The organism is Spirosoma knui, from assembly GCF_054780635.1.
In genome coordinates, this window is the sequence record NZ_BAAGVY010000002.1 from 136,495 (window position 1) to 157,721 (window position 21,227).

At 53.1% G+C, this 21,227-nt stretch carries 14 protein-coding genes; 1 reads left to right on the forward strand and 13 read right to left on the reverse strand.

Features of this window, described 5'->3' with window-relative positions; genetic code table 11:
• Positions 1-4 precede the first annotated feature (4 nt).
• The 3 genes from ACYVIY_RS05365 to ACYVIY_RS05375 all read right to left on the reverse strand — a co-directional run bounded on the left by ACYVIY_RS05365 (position 5) and on the right by ACYVIY_RS05375 (position 2,197).
• On the reverse strand, positions 5-349 hold the full coding sequence (locus ACYVIY_RS05365; protein ID WP_460975914.1) for a n-acetylglutamate synthase: 345 nt from the start codon (positions 347-349) through the stop codon (positions 5-7).
• A complete protein-coding gene (locus ACYVIY_RS05370) occupies positions 349-1,410 on the reverse strand; it encodes an agmatine deiminase family protein (RefSeq protein ID WP_460975267.1) in 1,062 nt (353 codons plus the stop codon). Before ACYVIY_RS05370 ends, ACYVIY_RS05365 begins: the two co-directional genes overlap by 1 nt.
• Positions 1,411-1,486: 76 nt before the next feature.
• On the reverse strand, positions 1,487-2,197 hold the full coding sequence (locus ACYVIY_RS05375) for an HAD family hydrolase (RefSeq protein ID WP_460975268.1): 711 nt from the start codon (positions 2,195-2,197) through the stop codon (positions 1,487-1,489).
• A 92-nt stretch (positions 2,198-2,289) separates the two neighbouring features.
• Between ACYVIY_RS05375 and ACYVIY_RS05380 the strand changes: the two genes are divergently transcribed.
• The gene (locus ACYVIY_RS05380; RefSeq protein WP_460975269.1) at positions 2,290-2,826 is read left to right on the forward strand and encodes a GAF domain-containing protein; all 537 of its coding nucleotides are present in this window, start codon (positions 2,290-2,292) and stop codon (positions 2,824-2,826) included.
• Here ACYVIY_RS05380 and ACYVIY_RS05385 read toward each other — a convergent pair.
• From ACYVIY_RS05385 to ACYVIY_RS05430, 10 genes are all read right to left on the reverse strand, one after another.
• Entirely contained in the window at positions 2,819-3,067 is a 249-nt protein-coding gene (locus tag ACYVIY_RS05385) for a hypothetical protein (protein ID WP_460975270.1), read from the reverse strand. The two genes, ACYVIY_RS05380 and ACYVIY_RS05385, sit on opposite strands and share 8 nt — an antisense overlap.
• 43 nt (positions 3,068-3,110) lie before the next feature.
• Positions 3,111-3,803 carry a 3-keto-disaccharide hydrolase gene (locus tag ACYVIY_RS05390; RefSeq protein WP_460975271.1) on the reverse strand — a complete coding sequence of 231 codons (693 nt, stop codon included), beginning with the start codon at positions 3,801-3,803 and terminating at the stop codon, positions 3,111-3,113.
• A gap of 134 nt (positions 3,804-3,937) precedes the next feature.
• Positions 3,938-4,852: a pirin family protein gene (locus tag ACYVIY_RS05395; RefSeq protein ID WP_460975272.1), complete on the reverse strand. Its 915-nt coding sequence runs from the start codon at positions 4,850-4,852 to the stop codon at positions 3,938-3,940.
• A 176-nt stretch (positions 4,853-5,028) separates the two neighbouring features.
• Entirely contained in the window at positions 5,029-6,168 is a 1,140-nt protein-coding gene (mnmA, locus tag ACYVIY_RS05400; RefSeq protein ID WP_460975273.1) for a tRNA 2-thiouridine(34) synthase MnmA, read from the reverse strand.
• A gap of 207 nt (positions 6,169-6,375) precedes the next feature.
• The gene (locus tag ACYVIY_RS05405; protein WP_460975274.1) at positions 6,376-7,254 is read right to left on the reverse strand and encodes an MBL fold metallo-hydrolase; all 879 of its coding nucleotides are present in this window, start codon (positions 7,252-7,254) and stop codon (positions 6,376-6,378) included.
• A 258-nt stretch (positions 7,255-7,512) separates the two neighbouring features.
• Positions 7,513-9,006: a choice-of-anchor Q domain-containing protein gene (locus tag ACYVIY_RS05410; RefSeq protein WP_460975275.1), complete on the reverse strand. Its 1,494-nt coding sequence runs from the start codon at positions 9,004-9,006 to the stop codon at positions 7,513-7,515.
• 167 nt (positions 9,007-9,173) lie between these two features.
• Complete coding sequence (locus tag ACYVIY_RS05415; protein WP_460975276.1) at positions 9,174-11,192, reverse strand: T9SS type A sorting domain-containing protein; 2,019 nt, start codon at positions 11,190-11,192, stop codon at positions 9,174-9,176.
• Between the two features lie 196 nt (positions 11,193-11,388).
• Positions 11,389-14,709: a hypothetical protein gene (locus tag ACYVIY_RS05420; RefSeq protein ID WP_460975277.1), complete on the reverse strand. Its 3,321-nt coding sequence runs from the start codon at positions 14,707-14,709 to the stop codon at positions 11,389-11,391.
• A 496-nt stretch (positions 14,710-15,205) separates the two neighbouring features.
• The gene (locus ACYVIY_RS05425; RefSeq protein WP_460975278.1) at positions 15,206-18,301 is read right to left on the reverse strand and encodes an SBBP repeat-containing protein; all 3,096 of its coding nucleotides are present in this window, start codon (positions 18,299-18,301) and stop codon (positions 15,206-15,208) included.
• A 553-nt stretch (positions 18,302-18,854) separates the two neighbouring features.
• Positions 18,855-20,657, reverse strand: a complete 1,803-nt coding sequence (locus ACYVIY_RS05430; protein WP_460975279.1) for a T9SS type A sorting domain-containing protein — start codon at positions 20,655-20,657, stop codon at positions 18,855-18,857.
• Positions 20,658-21,227: the final 570 nt, after the last annotated feature.

A 21,227-nucleotide genomic window follows, 5' to 3' on the forward strand; every position in this document is an offset into this window, starting at 1 on the left:
TGAGTTAAGCCAACGGGTGAACTTCTTCAACAATAGACTGACCCGATGAGCCGTCGCCACTGGTCCACTGCCAGCGCTCGTGCAGCCGAATTCGGCCGTCGGGCAGAAGTTCTGGTGTAGACTGACAGCGACCGGTCATCAGTTCGCCTTGTGTATTGACGTGCTGATAGCGCATATCGAGGCTGTTATCGTCCTGTACGGTGGCGATCAAAAAGCCTTTCGCAATCGATCCGCCTGCATAGTCGGCCCAGACAATCCGGCCTTCCTGATGGTAATGAAACAACGTATCGCCACTCACTTCGCCATTGGCGGTGTTTGTAACGGAGCGAAATACTTTATTGTCGTACATCATACAGTTGGCTCCTGCTGACTCAGGCAGTGGAAGCTACCTAGCCCCCAGACAATATCCGTTGAATCGATGCCTATGATTTTGCGATCCGGGAAGCACTGGCCGATCAGGTCCAGCGCTGGTTGGTCCTTGTCGCAGCGGAACGTAGGAACGATGACCGAGCCGTTGGTGATCAGGAAATTGGCGTATGAAGCGGGTAACCGCAGGCCATCGCTCATGACCGGATCAGGCATGGGCAACTCGACAATGTTGAGTTGCTTGCCATTCAGCAGTCGCATCTGGCGCAGTTCGTGGTGAATTTCCTGTAAGAACGGATAATTGTCGTCGTTCTGATTGGGCTCATAGGCGGCTAACACCGTGTCTTCGTTCACAAACCGGACCGTGTCATCAATGTGCCCGTCGGTATCATCACCCACGATGCCTTCTTCGACCCAGAGTACCTGTTGTACACCGTAGTAGTCGCACAGGTACCGTTCAATGTCGGCCTGCGTCAGGTGGCTGTTGCGGTTCTGGTTCAGCAGACACGCCCGGCTGGTCAGCACCGTACCGGCCCCATTGAACTCCACCGAGCCACCTTCCATGACAATCCCCGGCGTTACGTAGTCTATGCCCCGATAATGAGCAATCTCAACCGGAATAAGGTCGTCGCGGTCAAACGGCGGATATTTGCCCCCCCAGGCGTTGTAGCCCCAGTTCACTATCATCCGTTGTTTCTTCTCCGGGTTTATCAGAAAGGCCGGGCCGTGATCGCGGCACCACGAATCGTTGGTGGGGTGGGGTAGGAGTGTAATCCGATTCATATCGGCACCAGCCGCCAGCAAACGCAGTTTTGCCGACTGAATAACAATATCGTTATGTGCATTGATGCACACCTGTTCGCTCTCGGCAATGGCCTTAATGAAATCGATGTAAGCCGGAAACATAAGCTCCTGCCGCTCTTTCGTCCAGGACGCTTCGGTATGCGGCCAACTCAGCCAGGTGGCTACGTGTGGGTGCCATTCAGGCGGGAAAAAGAAGCCGTCCCGAGCTGGGGGCAGCGTAAGTTCAGATGATGTATTCAAGGATATGCTGTTGGTACGGGTACAAACTAGGCCGCAAAGGTACGAAATTAGCCTGGGCCAGTCAGTAGATTCACCGTTAAACCGTTGTGACTAAGCGGCTGATCGCATCCACGGTTAGCCCCTCGAAATTGTCGATAATCAGGCTGGCACCACTGTCGGCCAGTTCTTCTCGGGTGTGGGTGGTCGCCAGCGCCACTACGTTCATGCCCGCCCGGAGCCCCGCTTCGATACCCGCAAAAGCATCTTCGAACACGACGCATTGTACTGGCTCCAGGCCTAGTCGTTCAGCGGCTTTCAGGTAAATTTCGGGATCGGGTTTGCCGCGCTGCACCATGCTGGCGTCAACCACCGTATCGAAATACGGGCGTAGCTGAAGGCCGTCGAGGGTAAACTGAACGTTGCTCATGGGCGCCGACGTACCGACTGCCAGTTTAACGCCTTGTGTTTTGAGCGCTTCCAGAAACGTCAATAAACCCGGCGCGGGTTGCAGATGGGGCCGATACAACTCGCGGTAAATCGCTTCTTTCTCTTCGGTCAGAACAATGAGTTCGCCGTCGGCGATGGGCCGCTCAAACACGTACGCCATGGCATCCGCCGATACGTGCCCATTGATGTGTTCGAGGTACTGATCTTTGGTTAACGGCCGGTTGTAATGATGCGCAAATTGAAGCCAGGCGTTGACGTGAAAATCGACGTTGTCGATCAGCACGCCGTCCATGTCGAAGAGGGCACCCCACGAAGAGGGCGCAAACGTAGCATTGGGCACAGAGCGAAGTTTTGGGCGCAAAGAAAAGGGATTGTATCCGGTTCGGTTCAGGTGACTGACTAATTAATTCGTCGGTGAGCAGAACCGAACCGACCAATCTGAGTTAAGCTTGAATGGCTACGTATCACTCGATTCCTGAGCAAATCAATCACTTGCTGGCGCAAAACCAGTCACCCGAGTTAACCTTACAGCAACTCGTGCAAACCGTCGGTACCGCCTTGGCCGCTGATCGGTGTTTTCTCTACGTTCGGCAGCCGGACCAGCAGCACGGACGGATTGCCTTTTGCTGGTGCAAGGATGATACCATTCCGAATGTCATTCAGCCCAACTGGCAACCCGATACTGCCGATTTGCCCAACGAAGATCCGTTGATTCGGGCTGGTCTCGCCATGAAGCCATCGGTCTACGTAGACGATGTCGAAACGGCTGGGCCGGACGTCTTAAATCGTGATTTCGAGCACAAGACATTTGGTCATCGTGCGCTGATACACGCGCACGTCCAGCAGGATGGCCAGCTGTGGGGCATATTGCAACCGTGCGTATTTGGTGAACCCAGACACTGGACAGATGAAGAGAAAACCGAAATTGAGGCTATTTTGCCCCGGCTACAGCCGATCATCGCTGATTACGTAGGGTCACTGGCTACGTAGCCGGGTACGTCGGCGTAGCGAGCACATCGCCCGCCAGCACGGCCGCTTCGTGCAGTAACTCTGTCGCGACCAGTTCGTCGGTAACCTCTTCAATCCGTTCGTCAAAGGCGTCGATCCCGTCTTCCGTTACGTCGGAGGTGGACTGCATACCGACCAGCAACCGACCTACGTAGAGCAGGTTAAGCGAAAAACGTAACTCGGGTAAGGCGCGGCTGTGGCGGGTTGTAGGTTCTGCATTCATATACCTTAGCAACAAATGCGCTGCCTGCTTGGGTTCGCCCCGGCTAGAGTTCCTTGATTTTCATATTCCGGAAATAGATCGGCGCTCCGGCATGTTTGCCCTGTAAACCGATGTAGCCCCGGAGCGGGAGTTCGGCAGCTGGTTTGTTCAACCAGGCCGGTACTTCCGAACCATCGGGGTTTTTCTTGGCATCCGTAAACTGGTTCAGATCAATGGTGTTGACCAGTTGGTTGTTCAGCACTACGTAGATCATCTTGCCCTGGCAGGTAATGGTGTAGCGGTTCCATTCGCCGGGCTTCTTCACGGCACTTTTTGTGGCCGCCTGATGGCCGAAAAAGGCACCGCTCCGCCAGTTTGCGGGCGATTCGGCCCATTGCTTGGCAAAGTCGTCGGCAATCTGGATTTCCACGGAGTTGGGTATCCAGTTGGTGGTATCGCTGGCATGAACCACTACGCCACTGTTGGTGCCATCGGCGGTCTTGAACTGCAGGTCGAGTATGAAGTCCGTATAAGGTTGCTTGGTCCAGATGGCTATATCGGCCGTGGCTGTAAGCTCTCCTTCTTCCATTTTCCAGACGCCTTTCGGGAAGTTGGCATCCGACAAATCGGTTTCGAATAGGTATTTCCAGCCCGCTCCGGCCGGATTCGGGTGGCCTTTGGGGGGCGTTTGTCCGAACGTTGAGTGGGCTAAGCTGAATAGGGCTATAGTGATGGCCAGGGTTAAGACTTTTGTCATAGTTTGTTAGGCAGGTAAAGTATTGATTACAAAAAAACGGAAAGTTAGCCACAAGCCCGCGAGCAGCATTCATCTTTCGCTGGGGCGTTACTTAACTCTCCAAACGAATACGTACTAAAATGGATTTGGGTTGCTTAGGATAAGGCTTGGGGTGGGGGTGAACCCGCCGGTTTCGACCGGTCCTGCGGTAACGGCACAAATTCCGCATTGTCGTCAGGGGGCAGAGGAATGCGACCCGCTTCCCAGTCAGCTTTTGCCTGTTCGATCCGTTCTTTTCGAGAAGACACGAAGTTCCACCAGATGAATCGCTCGCCCAGCGGTTCGCCCCCTAGTAGCATGAGTGTAGAGGTTTCCTGGGCGATAATCACGGGGTCGATGCCGGGCGTAAAGATCAGCAATTGACCAGCGCCGAAGCGCCGACCGTTTACCTCAACGCTGCCCTTTGCTACATAAGCCCCTCGTTCAGTATACCCCTGCGGTACGCCAAATCGGGTGCCGGTTTGCAGGACGACATGGGCGTAGAATAGCGGTGAATGCGTTTTGACGTCGTTTTGCAGTCCAAATGCCTGTCCCGCTATTAAGCGCATCCAGACACCTTTGTCCGTGAAGATGGGCAGTTCGTGGGGCTGATAATTGTCGAACGTTGGGGCATTTTCTTCGACGGATTCCGGTAAGGCAACCCAGGTCTGGATCATTTCCAACGTACCACCGGCCAGCATAGCCGGGTCTTCAAAACGTTCGGAGTGGGCAATACCCCGACCGGCCGTCATCCAGTTTACTTCGCCAGGACGAATTACCTGCTGCACACCCAGGCTATCGCGGTGCGTAACCTGCCCATCGAAGAGATAGCTGACGGTTGACAGGCCAATATGCGGATGGGGCAATACGTCCATGTTTGCGATCTGTGCCGGATCAATACTGACCGGTCCGCCATGATCCATAAAAATAAAGGGCCCCAGCATCCGGCGCAGCCGATACGGGAGAATGCGACGAACGTTAAATCCATTGCCTAACGACGCAGGGCGAGCGTCAATGATCAGGTCAAGCATGAGTACCGGAGAGAAATAAGCGTGTGACGATGGATTAATGTTACACCTTTTTCGGGAATCCGGCTATTATTTCTTAATTGTATGACGTCAGCATGGATTACTCCGGGTTCGGTAAAGACACCAAACCCGGAGTAATCCATGCTGACACAACTTACAGGCAAACTGGCCAAAAAGGCCTAGGCATGCGTAACGGCCAATTGTGTAGCCTTATCGCTTTGGCGGTAGCTTTTCATGATCCAGCCGCCCCCAATTACGTCGTCGCCTTCGTAGAAGACAGCCGCCTGACCAGGAGCAATGGCCGACACACCCTCGTGGAAGCAGACGTCGATGGTATCGCCCGTTTGTGAAATCGTTGCGGGCGTACCATCGTGTTTGTAGCGCACCTTTGTCAGCGTTTCGATCGGCTGGTCAATCGACCCGTATTTCTGCAGATTCAGTTTGCTGACGATCATGCCATCGCGGTACAGGTCTTTGTCGACACCCAGCACTACCTCGTTCGTTTCTTTCCGGATTTCGGTGACGAACATGGGTTGCCCGAAGGCCATACCCAGCCCTTTCCGCTGGCCGATGGTATAGAACGGATAGCCCTGGTGCTTACCCAGAACTTTGCCGGTTCCTTCCATCACGAAGTTGCCCCCTGCGACTTCGGCTTCCAGACCCGGCACGCGCCGTTTCAGGAATCCCCGGTAGTCGTTATCGGGTACAAAGCAGATTTCGTAGGATTCGGACTTGGTCACGAGTTCAATAAACCCCCGATCTTTAGCCATGTCCCGAATCTCCGATTTACGCAGGTGTCCCAACGGCAGTTTCGTACGGCTCAGGCTTTCCTGCGACACGCCCCACAACACGTACGACTGATCTTTCAGCGTATCGACGCCTTTCGAGATCACGTACCGGTCGTTTTCGCTGCGGATGTTGGCGTAGTGACCGGTGGCAATAAATTCACAATCCAGACGGTCGGCCCGGCGGAGCAGCGCATCCCATTTGATGTGCGTATTGCAAAGCACGCATGGGTTGGGGGTCCGACCTTCGATGTATTCGCCCGTAAAGTGGTCGATTACGTAATCGCCGAACTCGTTGCGGATGTCCAGGATATAATGCGGAAAGCCGAGGCTTACGGCAATGTTGCGGGCATCGTTGATGCTGTCGAGGCTGCAACAGCCGGTTTCTTTTTTGGTACCGCCCGAAGAGGCATAGTCCCAGGTTTTCATGGTCATACCAATGACCTCGTAGCCTTCTTCGTGCAGCATAACCGCTGCCAGCGAAGAGTCGATGCCGCCACTCATGGCGACCAGAATGCGTCCGTGTTTACTCATGGATCTGCGAGGGTTCAAAGCCCTCCGATTTTAATAATTTCGGTAAAATTAATCGGTACAGAGCCAACAACCGAATTGTTGAGTTTAGTTTCCGTTTCCGGATGATGAGCGCGTAGCCGCTAGCCCACGTATATCACTGGTCTTCGCAAAAAGTACAGGCGGCTTACGCCTAGTGTAGTAGGGAAGCTGTCCGTATGAAAAAACGTCTCAGTTGATTGGATCACTACGAAGAATATCCCACTGCGTTTGGCCAGGCAACAGGCGATAAACCGGAATCTTGATCTGAAAGTGTTGACAAAAGCGCCTGATGGCCGCGTCAATCTCCTCGGACGAATACCGCGAAGAAAAATGTCCCAAAATCAACGTTTCGATGCGAAGATCGGCTACGGCACGTAATACCGATTCGAGCGTACTATGCCGATTGCGATTCGTATCTAACGTAGTGAATTCTTCGTCGGTAAGGAAAGTGGCTTCGTGAATAAGAATCTGGGTGTTGTCCCACAGCGCAAGCTGGTCGGTGGGCGTATCGCCGGAATAAACCAACAGATTCGTTCGGACGTCTTCGGTCAGCGTTTCCCGTCCAATGTCGTGCGCCAACTGAATAATCTGATCCTGAGACAGACCTAACAACTCTTGTTTCAGTTTGTGCTTTACCTGATAAACCTGGTAGCTCAGGCTTTTTGTCTCGTGCGGCTGAGCGCTGACGACGTGGTTGTTACGTATCGCCTGAACAAATAGATCTTTTTGAATCGCGACCCGTTCGTTGTGAACTAAACCCTGCCAGATGGTCTGGTTGACGCGGCTGTCGAACTGTTTGGAAAATACCTCCAGCGCACCAATCGAGCGGGTATCAGCCGGGAAAAACAGTTTAGGAAAGCCTTCTCGCGCGTTCAGCTCGTTGAAACGTAGCAAACCTGTAATGTGGTCCCGATCGGCATGAGAAAGGAAAATGTGCTCAATCTTGCGGGACTTCTGCAGCAGAGTAGCGGCTACCCCATCGCCGGCATCGAAGAGCAGCCGCAATTCCTCGATGAAGTACCAGGTAGAAAACAGGGCGGTCGAATAGCCCGTGATGGTTAGATTCATTTTCTCGCCGAACGCCCCACTAAGCGGGGGAACCTACAACCTAACCCCAGAATGAGCCGGTAGTTTAGCGACTTCCTCAAAAGCAGAAAAGGCCTCTTCGTTCTAAGCCAATTATCTATGACAAGCGCCTACAAGCCATTGCCTGAGTTAATCCGCATAACGCTGACTGGACAGTGGGGCTTTCCCCGAATAAGCAGGGCCGCGCATGAGATACGTTAGGTTTCATAACCTATAACTGACACATCGTCAATGCTGCGTCTAGTCTATTAACAAACGCCCTCCGGTTTCGTAGATTAATTTGCCAGATACGTCAAATTCAAGCTTTAGTACGTTAGCCAGATAATTCCGAGGAATGGTTATGGCATGTTTCAGCAGCACTTTATCCATACTGGCTGGTAAGCGCCCTGCTGACCAAATGGCCGGATTATCCCATCGCCCCGCCTGTACGGTGTAGACGTAATTAAGCTGCTGAGGACAGGCTGCGCCCTGGTACTCATAAGCCCCAATGTCGACGCGATTTCTCACAAAACGGGAGTTTCCAGCCAGATCGACCGTGCCCACCATAGCGGATGTCGTTGTAGGATCACCCGCATCTACCGCGGGGGAGCAGGCAGTTAATTGCGGATCTGTCGCAGTAACGAAGGGCGAATTAGTGATTATTTGATTGTAACCTTCGTCGATATAGCCTATCGTGCCCGCTTCAAATACGCAATACCTGGCTGTCGTGGTGCTGATTACACGGGAATCGCGACGAGTGTAAATAGAGTTTTGCCCCTGGTTATTCCATAATAAGCAGTTTATCAACGTAGCAATACTGTTCTGATCCTCTGGGGCTATATTCGATAGGGAGGCTCCAAATATGGCGTTATTAGAGACAAACGTGCAGTTGGTAAGCGTTACATTGGATAAGCCGCGGATGTCTACTGCCCCGCCTTCTACACCATTGTTCCGGCTAAAAAAACAGTTTGAAAAACTAGTCCTGCCTGAAAGAACGCTTGCTCCGCCACCAGGGCCCTTGCCATCGTTCGCAATAAAACTACAATTGATTATTCGGGAACTAGCCTGCTGTTCATACAGTCCACCACCCGTTGTGCCCGTGTTTTGAGTAAATAAACAATTCAGTATCGTGGGCGAACTGCCAAGGTTATACATGCCTCCTCCCTGACCAGAAGGATTCGTATAATCGCCACTCGCATTTCCACCGGTGATAACCACACCATCCAAGGTAGTTGCATTCGTTAGTCCATTGTTAGTGTTGTTGACGACATGGTAGGCGTTATCACTGGCTTCGCCGGGCTGACCAAGGTCACCCGATAAAGTCGTTGAAGAGGGAGTGGCGGTGCGCGTGCTGGCGTCACCTTCCGTACCACTCGTGCCTGTGAATCCACCTAGTACGTTTACTCCCTCCTTAAGCGAGAAAGATGCATCCCGTAAGTTGGCTATTGAGGTAGGCTTATAAGTGCCTGCGGCTATCCAGACCTGATCTCCTGGCGCCGATGCGTTGATCATAGCTTGCAAATCGCCCGAGGCATTACCCCAGGAAGAACCATCGCTTATACCTCCGGCTTTTACGTAACGGATGGTCGTAGCTACTGACGTACGTAGTTGGGCGTTGCCTGCGGTAGATGGCACGGAGGCTGATGTTTTCCGGTAAACTAATAGGGAATGAACTGGTAATGTCGCTGTACGGGGTTGGCTTGAGAAGCCCGCCGAAACAATCAACACGGAAAGAAGGGTAAACACGTACTTCATTGAGAATAGCTTACACGTTACTGAGTGGAATCTGTAAAGCTACATAGGCAGTAAGCTAGTCTGCAAGCCGCCACCGCCTGAATAAATGATGTGCATTATTATAAGGGGGAAAGCAGCACAAAAAAGCCCGGCGCTGGAGCGCCGGGCTTGTAAAAAATCTAACGGGATTATGGCTTAATAACCTTCAGACTCTGGCGCTGAGCGGGCGTACCCTTATCAGCTTCGCTCACGACCTGCAACAGGTACACACCACTGGCCTGGCTGCTCATATCCCAGTCGATACGTTGCTCACTATCGGCCTGCTGCCAGTGCTGCTGACGGATGGGCTTGCCACTTAGGTCAATTAGCTCTACCTGTAGCGGACGCCCCTCTGCACCACGTACCACCGCCCGCAGCCGATCCTGCTGGATGGGGTTAGGGGCTAGCTCGACCTGCAAGGGCGTTTCTAACTGAGCCAGTTCCCGAGCCCGGCAGCTAGCGTCCACCGTCAGTCGGTAGGGACCGTAAACTCTGACAGTACCTGAGCGGTCGGTGACTTTGAGGAAGAAGTTGCCCTGGGTGTTGCTCTGGGCGTTGATTAAGGTTAGGCTGGCGGTAGCCGTACCCCGAAAGAGCTGGGGCGTCTCCATCAGCTTAGGGCTAGTGAGACTGTTCTTGTACCACTCATAGCGGATGGGATCACCTTCTACTGCTACGTTGATCACCGCTGTGCCACCCCGGCACACGGTGGGGTTGTTGCCCCCCAGCACGGTAGTGGTAGCGGTAGCCGTACAGCCGTTAGCGGTTGTGATCGTTACCGAATAGGTACCAGTCGTAGTGACTCGGGCGGTATTGCTACTGCCCTGCTGGGTAGCTCCTGCGCTAAAGCGATAAGAGTAGGTAGCAGGGGGGCTGGCCGAGGCCATCAGCAACACGCTGGTGTTAGTAAACGACAGAGGTCCCGAGTTACTCAAGCTTACGTTTTGGGGCGTAGGGTTGACCGTCAGGTTGAAGGCAGTGGACGTCAGGCTACTGTAGGCGTTAACCGCCACCAGACGGTAGACTCCGCTGGCCGAAGGATCGACGTTAGTCAAAGAGAGGGTAGGTGTTGTTTGTCCGGCCAGGGGAGCGTCATCTTTGTACCACTGGTAAGTCTTTACGTTTCCCGTGGTGCCCACGGTGGTTGTCAGGCTGGCACCGGCGCACACCGTTGAGCTGACCGGGTCGGGGGAAGTAAGGGTAATAGGTGGGCACCTGCTTTGCACTTCCTCTTTCGATGCGCAGCCAGACGCGTTGCCCTGAATTGTAATGGCCTGAGGTGGATTCGCTAAGGCGGCACATAGGGCAGCAATGGCGCAGTTCGTTAAACTTGAGTTATCAACGATTTTAATTACTCCACCAATTGAGGTTAATCCACTTAAGTCCGCCAGACTGGTCAGTAACGGATTTTCGCTTATCTCGAAGTCTCTCCATATCACAGTCAAATTATTCAGCCCTGCCAAGCTGGTTAATTCTCTATTACGTTCGATTAGTACATCACCACTCGCCACACGGGTGAGACTGTTCAGACCCGTCAGATTGGTCAGTCTATCGTTGCTTATTAGTACTAAATTAGCTCCTATCGACCTAAGATTATCCAGCCCGCTTAGCGTAGTTAATACCGGATTAGACGTAATATATAAGCCACCTACCGTGCGGGAAAGGCCATTCAGCCCCTGTAGGCTGGTTAAGCTATAATTACTGGTGATATATGTATAATTTACCAGAGTCAGACTACTTAATCCGGTTAGATTGGTAAGCAATAAGTTACCATCAATTTCTATTTCACTTTGCACATCAGTTAGGCTGCTCAATCCGTTAAGGCTGGTCAGGCTTGAGTTGCCCGAAATCGATATGTCAGAAGCAAGCTTGAGTTGGTTCAACCCCTCCAGGTTGGCTAGCTTGGTGCCCTTAATCTCTAAGTTACCAACCTGGGTTAAGTTTCTTAATCCATTTAGATTGGTAATGTCTAATCCCGAGACGATTAAGTCACGGGATGTAGTTGTACACCCCGACTGAGCGAAGTCATCAACCTGTTGCTGCGAGCTTAATGTTACATCATTACACTGGGACCTGGCTGGGAAGGCCAGTGCCAGTAGAGCGAACAAACTCAGCAGTTGAGTTAAGCTCTTTCGAATGTGAGCGAGTTGTAGAAGTTGCTTGTTCATAATTAATCTTTGAGGTAAGAAATGAATACGGAGCTTGTATCAGAGCTGTTTGAGCGGGGTAAACCTTTTTTCATTAAAACAAACTGACTGACGGAAACGAACTTGGGTGATTTGTGTGCCGCATCAGGAATACGAGTCAGTCTGATCAGAAGCCCAACCTTCGATTAGCCGGGCTTCTGATCAGGCTACGTACGTATCAGGGCTTAACAACCTTTATGCTTTGCCGCTGAGCCGGTACACCGTTACCCGCTTCACTGACGACCTGCAACAGATACAGCCCGCTGGCCTGACTGCTCATGTCCCAATCAATACGGTGCTCACTGTCGGCCTGGGGCCAGTGCTGCTGACGTACCGGTTTGCCGCTCAGATCAACCAGCTCTACCTGTAGCGGACGACCTTCACTACCACGTACCACCGCCCGCAGCCGCTCCTGCTGGATGGGGTTAGGAGCCAACTCGATACGTAACGGAATCTCTAACGGGGCTACTTCCCGAGCCCGGCAGTTGCCATCGACCGTTAACCGATACGGCCCGTAGACCCTGACACTGCCTGAGCGGTCGGTGACTTTGAGAAAGAAGTTGCCCTGGGTGTTGGTCTGGGCGTTGATCAGCGTTAAGCTGCTGGTAGCCGTACCCCGGAAGAGCTGGGGTGTCTCCATGAGCTTGGGGCTGGTCAGGCTGTTCTTGTACCATTCATACTTAACTGGGTCACCCTCGACGATTACGTTGATCACCGCTGTTCCGCCCCGGCAGACGTTTGGACTGCTACCTCCTGCTACGGTGGTAGAAGCTACTGCTGTACAGCCGTTGTCCTGACGGGTTACGGTCACCGAGTAAACACCAGCGGTAGTAACCTGAGCCATGTTGCTGCTGCCCTGTTGAGTAGCGCCTTGGCTGAAGGAATAACTGTAAACGTTTCCGGGGCTGGCAGTGACAGTCAACGTAGCGTTGGTGTTGGTAAACGACAAGGGACCGGTGTTGGTCGGGCTTGGATCAGGAGCAGTCGTGTTACTAGTAACAGTGGTGGATGCGCTGGCTGAACAGCCATTGTCGTTGGTCGCAGTAACCGAGTAAATCCCCCCAGTACTAACCCTGGCTATATTGCTCTCGTTTGGCGGAGTATCTCCTCCACTAAACACGAAGGTGAGACCAGTGGTAGGACTAGGTGTCAGCGTAACGCTCGGCTTGGCGCAGGTCAGGGGACCATTGTTATATAAGTTGACCGTAGGTATAGCCTTAATTTCCACTAGCTGGCTGGTGGAGCCTGTGCAACCATTCTGAGTGAGGCTGTAGCGGACCGTATGACTACCCACGCTAAGGCTGACCGGGGTAAACTCAGTAGCGGGCTGATTGTCAATGGTGAAAGTGCCCCCTGTGGGGTTACCCGCCAGTGGAATGGCCTGAGCGTTCTGGCAGTAGGCTGCATCCAGACCAGTGATAGTGGGCGTAGGCAGGGGGGTGACGACCACATTCTGCTGGCTGGTATTGGTGCAACCATTGACGGTGACCGAATATGTGATGGTTCCACCGTTGGCTGCCTTGGCGGGAGTGAAGGTGTTGCCCGATAGGCCTGGTCCGGTGAAGAGGCCTCCCGGCGTGGTGGGTGAAAGGCTAACCGGGGCTGCATCAGCACAGTAGGGGCTGGCCAGCCCTGAGAAGCTAGCGTTGGGTAAGGCCTTAATTTCAACCGTCTGACTGGTGGAACTGGTGCATCCGTTCTGAGTGAGGCTATAGCGGACGGTATGGCTACCCACGGTGAGACTGGCTGGGGCAAACTCAGTGGTTGGCTGGTTATCAATCGTAAAGCTGCCCCCCTGAGGATCGCCCGCTAACGTAACGGCCTGGGCGTTTTTGCAATAAGCCGCATCCAGGCCGGGTAGCGTGGGTGTTGGAGGAACGGGATTGACTGTCACGTTCTGTTGGCTGCTGCTGGTGCAACCATTGACCATGACCGAATAAGTGATGATGCCGCCGTTACCTGCTTTGGCGGGGGTGAAGGTATTGTCTGATACGCCCAGTCCGGTGAAGGTGCCCCCCGGAGTGATCGGCGTAAGAGTAACTGGGGCCGCATCAGCACAGTACGAACCCGCCAACCCCGAGTAACTCGCATCAGGTACGGCCTTAATTTCCACTAGCTGGCTGGTGGAACCGGTGCAACCGTTCTGAGTGAGGCTGTAGCGGACCGTATGACTACCCACGCTGAGGCTGACCGGGGTAAACTCAGTAGCGGGCTGATTGTCAATGGTGAAAGTGCCCCCTGTGGGGTTACCCGCCAGTGGAATGGCCTGAGCGTTCTGGCAGTAGGCTGCATCCAGACCAGTGATAGTGGGGGTGAGCGGAGTGGGATCTCTTTCTACGGTGGTTTGAACCACTGTGCCGGAACAGCCATTAGTCCCCGTAACAACGAGCGAGTACGTTCCCACCGCTGTCACACTGGCTGTGGGGCTGCTCCCAGTCTGGCTAAAGTTGTTGGGACCAGTAAAGGCATACGTATCTCCAGCCGAACCACCGGTGGCCGCAATGCTAACCACCGCTTTAGAACAACTCAGCGGGCCATCATTGCCCAGGGTAACGTTCGGCGGAGTCTTGTTTTCGGTCAGGGTAAGCGAGAGTGGACAGTTTTCCGTTTCGTTTGCTGTTGCTAGGTTGTAGGGGTAAACGAAGTACTCTCCGGGCTTAGAGGCCGTAACTTTATTGTTAGTTGTCGGCACCAAAGGAATGTCGGGGCCGACAAACAAAAAGTTTGTATAGTTGCTGCCAGCAGGTACATTATAGGTCAGAGTCGATGAGTTAGGGGTCGCACAGGTCAGTTGGTTGGAAGCGGTAAAGGCAGAGAAGTTAAGACCGCATGTCGAATAGCCAAAATCCCCGATGTAAAGCGTACCTCCCGATATTTCTACATCGACCTTTTCTATTTCATAGATTGGACTATCAACCTGGAAGCCAAAGTATTTGGGCTCCAGATAGGAAACCGTTTTTGTAAACTTTGCTTCACGTCTTTCGAGCCTGGTCCCTCCGCCACCTACCGGTACATAGATATAGCTATACGCCGTAACGGTTATATCATAAGTGCCTACTAAAGGCTTGGCATAAAGATAGAACGCCTTTGTACCCGAGGGTAAGGTTAGTACAGACGTTCCAGTCCGAAGATTGCCGTATGCCTTTCCCAAATATCCCTCACGCCAAGGAAAACCAGGCCCCACCCCGATAACCGTCAATGTGTTGCCATAGTAGTATTCTTCGGTGATGAAATTGTATTCTTTGCCAAACTCTAGCTTCTTGCCATCCCGCACGGGCACCACGCCCGTTAATGTCCCAAAGTCATTCGTGTTGTCGGTCACCTGGGTCATGAAGTAAGGACCTATTCTAAATGGAGGGGCACCTGTGTCGGTAAAGTTGTTGAACGAGATTTGTGCCTGAACGATCAGGCTCGTGATGAGCATTGCTGCGGTCAACATGATGAGTCGGACAGCGACTCGCTGCTGTAATAGCCTGGATAAAGGATAAAATAAATTCATAACAGTATGGGTTTTACTTTGATGAAAGCGAACTTCTTTGTTGGCATTGGGACTGAACACACACGAGTTGCCGCCAGAGCACCTGGCAGACAGTAAGGCCGATTGATGGTCTGGACGTAGCACCAGATCCGCTGCCCTTATCCAGGGTGGAGCCGTTAGTGAAGAATTTATTTGGGGAACGTAAAAAAGAAAACATAGGCTGATTGAAACGATGAATATTGAGCTGTAAAGTTCCGACTGCGCCCCCCACAAAGTCTATCACACATGTTCCAATTTTTGTACTATTGTTCCATTTTAGGTCAGTCAACTGCTTTTTTTGAGAAAAACCCGTTGACGACACGTTGAAGTAAAACTTTAAGGAAGGCCACTTTGGCTGGGAACTTAGCAGGCTGAAATAGGCCTCAACCGGACTGCGAAACCAGGGCAAACTGGTACGTTGGAGCCAACAAAAAAGCCCGGCACTGAAGTGACCGGGCTAATCCGAATTCGGAGCGAATTAAGGCTTGATGATCTTCAACCTCTGCCGTTGAGCCGGTAACAGTATACCGGCTTCACTGACCACCTGCAAGAGGTACATACCCGAGCTTTGAGCTTGCATATCCCAGTCAATCAGGTGTTGGCTATCCGCCTGCTGCCAGCGCTGCTGACGTATCGGCTTACCGCTCAAGTCAACCAGTTCCACTTGTAGCGGACGGCCCTCTGCACCACGTACCACCGCCCGCAGCCGCTCCTGCTGGATGGGATTGGGCGCTAGCTCCACCTGGAGAGGGGTTTCGAGCTGGGCTGCTTCTCGAGCCCGGCAGTTGCCATCGACCGTCAGTCGGTAGGGACCGTAAACTCTGACACTGCCTGAGCGGTCAGTGACTTTGAGAAAGAAGTTGCCCTGGGTGTTGGTCTGGGCGTTGATCAAGGTTAAGCTGCTTGTCGCTGTACCGCGGAAGAGCTGGGGTGTCTCCATGAGCTTGGGGCTGGTCAGCGTGTTCTTGTACCACTCGTAGCGGATGGGATCACCGGCCACTGCTACGCTAATCACCGTTGATTCCCCTCTACATGCAGTGGGGCTAGAACCGCCCAGTACAGTAGTAGAAGCCGTCGTCGAACAGCCGTTGTCCTGCCGGGTAACGGTCACTGAATAGACGCCCGCCGTAGCGACCTGAGCCTTGTTGTTACCGCTTTGTTGAACAGCGCCCTGACTGAAGGAGTAACTGTAGCCCGCTCCTTCGGTAGCCGTGAGCGTCACGCTATTGTTGGTGAACGACAAGGGACCCGTATTGGTCAGGCTTACGGTAGGACCGGCCAGGCTGATGCTTACCTCGGTGGTGGCCGTTGTTGCACAGCCGTTCGTTCCCGTCACGGTAGCGGTGTAGGTGCCCCCATTGGTCACCGTAGCCACCGCAGTGCCATCCTGAGTAATGGGATTGGTACCCGCGAAGCTGTAGCTCAGCACACCCGTAGTCGTGCTGGATGCGTTGAGTTGAACTGAGGTCTTAGCACAGGTCAAGGGCCCGTTGTTGGTTAGAGTCACATTCTGGGGAGCGGTGGTGTTACTCTCTACAGTAGTGGTGGTCGTAGCGGTGCAACCATTAGTACCTGCTACAGTGAGGGTGTAGGTACCCGGCTGGTTGACATGAACCGTTGATCCACTTGCACTAAACCCACCCGGTCCGGCAACATTATACGTCGCTTCTGTGGTGCTGCTTGCTATAAGATTGACACTGGTCTGAGCGCAGGTCAGCGTACCACTACTGTTCAGGGTAACGTTTTCAGGACTTACCGTGTTGCTCTCCACAGTAGTGGTGGTGAATGATGAACAACCGTTAGCCGTGACGGTCACCGTGTAGGTGCCCCCACTACTAACCGTGGCACTGCTACCGTTGGTCGTTGTGGCTCCGCTAAAGACGTAACTCTCCCCACCACCCGCACTCAGGACGGCCCTGGGATTATTGCAGGTAATGGGGCCATCGTTGGTTAAGGTAGGCGTTGGCAGAGAGGTGATGCTGACGCTAACCGAACCACTCATGGGTTGCTGACAGGCCCCTGTGACCCGGGTGGCTAACACGCTGTAAATGCCTGCATCGCGCTGAGGGCCAAAGTCAAGCGCCGTTCCCGTACCGGCCAGAGCCGTGCCTACGTTGGTGTCATTTAGTCGAAGCTGATAGCTAACCCCTTCTTCCGAGCCTGCCAGTCCTACCACGGCTCCACTGCTGGTCTGGCAGTAGGGGCCGCCCCCGGTCACTGCATATTGAGTCGGCAGGGCGTTGATGGTAAGCCCTACATTGGCCGTGGCTGTGCCAGTTGGGGTAGTGAGGGTCAGGGTATAGCTCTGAGGACCGGTACCGGTGGCCGTCAGGCTCTGGCTGAAGGTAGGGCTGTCGGCCGTACCAGTTAGGGGAGTGCCAATTCCATTCGAGAGCGTATAGCTGTAACTGCTCGTCAGGTTGCCCACTGTAGCGGTGAAAGAAAGGGATTGACCCGTACAAACTGGGTTTGGGACAGCCGAAAGCTTGGTCAGCGTAGGTTGGGGCACAAACTTTTGAATGCGGTTATTACTATAATCGGCTACATAGATGTTGCCTTCCTCATCCACGGCGACACCCGAGGGTGAATCCAACTGATTGGGAGCAGAGCCCCTTCCATTGCCTCCGGCCACTGTGATGCCCGAGGAAGCTCCCGGTGTCCACAGCTGAATACGATAGTTGTTCCGATCGGCCACATACAGATTACCTTGCCCATCTACGGCTACACCTGTGGGAAAAGCCAACTGACTTGGGGCAGAGCCTACTCCATTGCCCCCGGCCACGGTGGTAACTTTATCTTCCTTCGGTTCCCACATCTGGATGCGGCTATTACCAAAGTCGGCCACATACAAATTTCCCTGTCTATCTATGGCTATTTCCGCTGGGAGGTACAACTGATTGGGGGCAGAACCCCTTCCATTGCCTCCGACCACCGTTTTGCCGGAGGTAGCCTTCGGTTCCCACATCTGGATGCGATCGTTAAACGTATCGGTCACATAGATGTTGCCCTCCCCATCCACAGCTACACCCGTGGGTGAATCCAACTGACTGGAAGTTGAGCCTCCACTACCCCCCGCTACAGTAATGCCAGAGATAGCCTTCGGCTCCCACATCTGGATGCGGTTATTACCAAAATCGGCCACATAAATGTTGCCCTCCCCATCCACGGCTACACCCGTGGGTGAATCCAACTGATTGGGAGCAGAGCCTTTTCCATTACCCCCCGCTACGGTGGTGCCAGCCGTAGCCGAAGTCGAGTTGGGAGGGAACTTCTGGATGCGGTGGTTATTATAATCGGCTACGTACACATAACCCTCCCCATCCACAGCTGCGCTATAGGGATTATACAACTGACTGGGGCCAGAGCCCTCTCCATTGCCCCCCGCTACGGTAACCCCAGCAGGGGTTTGAGCGGTGGCAGTTAAGGAGAGGGTCAACCACAGCCAGCCCATCAGAACGACGGTCCACCAACGAGCTGCTACACTCAACGGGTAAAAGTAGGTAGTGAATCGAGCCGACTGAGCAGTCCTGTCGGCCTCAGGCTTTTCCGCAAAATCATCTGCTGGGGAATACATAAAAGAAACGTAAACGGTTTTATTCATAAACAGAGTAAATTAACTTGATAAGGTAACATTAACAGGTAGCGACGCGCACTAAAAGAATACTAACAAAAGAGACAAAGTAGATGTAATTACTTACATAGTAATAGCTTATCATATCTAATCGAGAAAAAAGTTATAGATCGCCCCCTGCCGATGCAGTTGCTCAGGCAGAGGATATTTATCCTGAACTATAGCCAACATGCCCACCGGGACGTATGCCTACCTATTACGCCGGGGCCGATTACAGCGTCTGAATAGGGTAAGTGCAGCGGTGTGCAGGGTGCGTGCTCTGAGAAGTCAGGTCGTGAGATTTGCTGACTAGGTAGCGGTAAGCCGGTTACGTAAAAGTCAATCCCGAGGAGAAGCTGTCAGGTGTTCGCTAAACCAAGGTTGGCAAGAGCGTTGTAGCAAACAATTTCAAGAACCTGACCGACTACGGCCGTAGCTGAACGGTTAGGCCGATAAACCAAACAGCCCGACCTGGTTAGTGTCGGGCTGTTTGGTTGTAGATAATACGTCTGATTCTTTAAGGCTTGATGACCTTCACGCTTTGCCGCTGCGCTGGTATACCGTGACCCGCTTCGCTGACGATCTGCAAAAGATACAGCCCACTAGCTTGCCCCTGCATATCCCAATCAAGCAGGTGTTGGGCGTCGGCCTGCGACCAGTGCTGCTGACGAATAGACTTACCGCTTAGATCAACCAGCTCGACCTGTAACGAGCGGCCCTCAGCACCTCGTACTACGGCTCTGAGCCGATCCTGTTGGATAGGATTGGGCGCTAGCTCGACTTGCAACGGTGTTTCCAACTGAACAATCTCTCTGGCTCGGCAGCTGGCGTCCACCGTTAAGCGGTAGGGGCCGTAGACTCTGACTGTACCTGATCGGTCGGTAACTTTCAGGTAGAAGTTGCCCTGAGTGTTGGTCTGGGCATTGATTAGGGTCAGGCTGCTGGTAGCCGTTCCCCGAAAGAGTTGGGGTGTTTCCATCAGCTTAGGCGAAGTGAGCGTGTTTTTGTACCACTCGTACTTCACCGGATCTCCTTCCACCGCTACGTTGATCACCGCTGTACCGCCCCGGCACACCGTTGGGTTGTTACCACCTAACACCGTAGTAGAAGCCGTAGCCGTACAGCCGTTGTCTTGCCGAACCACCGTTACTGAGTAAACGCCCGCTGTATTCAATGTAGCCTTGTTGCTACCCCCTTGTTGAGCAGCGCCCTGGCTGAAGCTATAACTGTAACCCTGCCCGGCTGTTGCCGTGAGCGTCACACTGGTGTTGGTAAAGGACAAGGGGCCAGAGTTGGTCAAGGTGACGCTAGGCGGTGCGGTGTTGCCCGTTACTTCGGTGGTGGCCGTAGCTGTACAGCCGTTAGTGCCACTCACCGTCACCGTATACGTACCGGGGCCATTGACCGTAGCCGATGCACTTCCATTTTGCGTGATGGTGGACGAACTTGGCCCGGCAAAACTGTAACTAAGCGTACTGGTTGAACTAGCAGTGGCCGTCAGGGTGACGCTGGGTTGATTGCAGCTCAATTGGCCGTTACTTGTCAGGCTTGCGCTCTGGGGTGGTGTTAAGTCTCGGCTGACGTTGATAAAGGTTATGATTAAGCAGCCCGAAGTGGGGTTAGTGGCCGTGAAGGTGTACGCACCGGGCTCGCTGACAGTGATCTGATTGCCTGAGATCACTTTAGGCGCTCCTGGCGGTACGTCAATACTAACCGTACCGGTTGAGCTAAAGGAAATGGGCACCGTTGGCTGGCTACAGGTTAAGACGACAGAGGTTGAACCGCTTATGAACAGGGTTACTCCCTCAAAATCAGCTTCTACCTCCGTCGTAGCCGTAGCGGTGCAGCCATTGGTACCCGTTGCTATAACGGTGTAGGTGCCCGGAGTATCGACACTCGCCCGTGGACCAATGGCGCTAAAACCGTCTGGTCCAGTTATCCTATATGTCACCCCCGTAGTACTACTACCTGCCGTCAGACTGACGCTGGTTTGAGCGCAGGTCAACGTACCACTGCTGCCTAGGGTCACCTCCTGGGGAGGGGCTGTGTTGCCCGTTACCTGTGTGGTGGCCGTGGCTGAGCAGCCGCCCGGATTAGTCACCGTGACCGAATACGTACCAGATGCGGTGACAGAAACTGCCGTCAAAGAGGTAGGTTCACCCGCCAGACCTTGCCCGGTGAATCGGTAACTGGCTCCTTCCAGCCCACCTGTAGCCGAGAGTTGAACGGATGGGTTGGCACAGGAGATCGGGCCGCTGCTGATTAAGGTAGCCGACGAAGGTGTTGGTAGAATAGTTAATGGGCCAATCTCGTTTGTCACACAAGAATTAGTAACATCTCGAATGCGAATCTTATAATTAGTACCCAGGGGGAGGTTAGCGGGTAATTTTGCACGAAATAATAATTGAGAAAAAGGACTCGCTCCAGTAGGTGGAATCAACTCTGTTGGGTTATCGAAATTTCCTGATCCATCCGATAGTTCAAGGGCTAATACAGGAGAGGGGCCTGAAAAGGGCCCCGCAGTGGAAAATTGGAAAATCGAATTAAAGACAGGTCCATCCCCTGCGCAAACGGTTTGACGTATCTGTGTGGCGATGAGATCAGCACACTGCTCAGCCGCTTGCCTAGCTCCTGCCTTCTGAAATGAAAGATTGTTTTCAGAGACAAGTAACTTAGGCTTGCCCTTATCTTGGGCGATTGTTATATAGCGTTGCGCTAGCGCTTGGCTTGGCAATCCCGCCCAGCTAACGATTAAAAAAAGAAGAGTAAACAGGTGCTTCATAAGGAGTTGATTAAAAGAAGAGTAAGCCTAATTTGTTATAAAACTACTACAGGTGTATACTACTTCGCAAGTAACTAAGGGAATAAAAAGATTAGCGTAGGTGGAGGG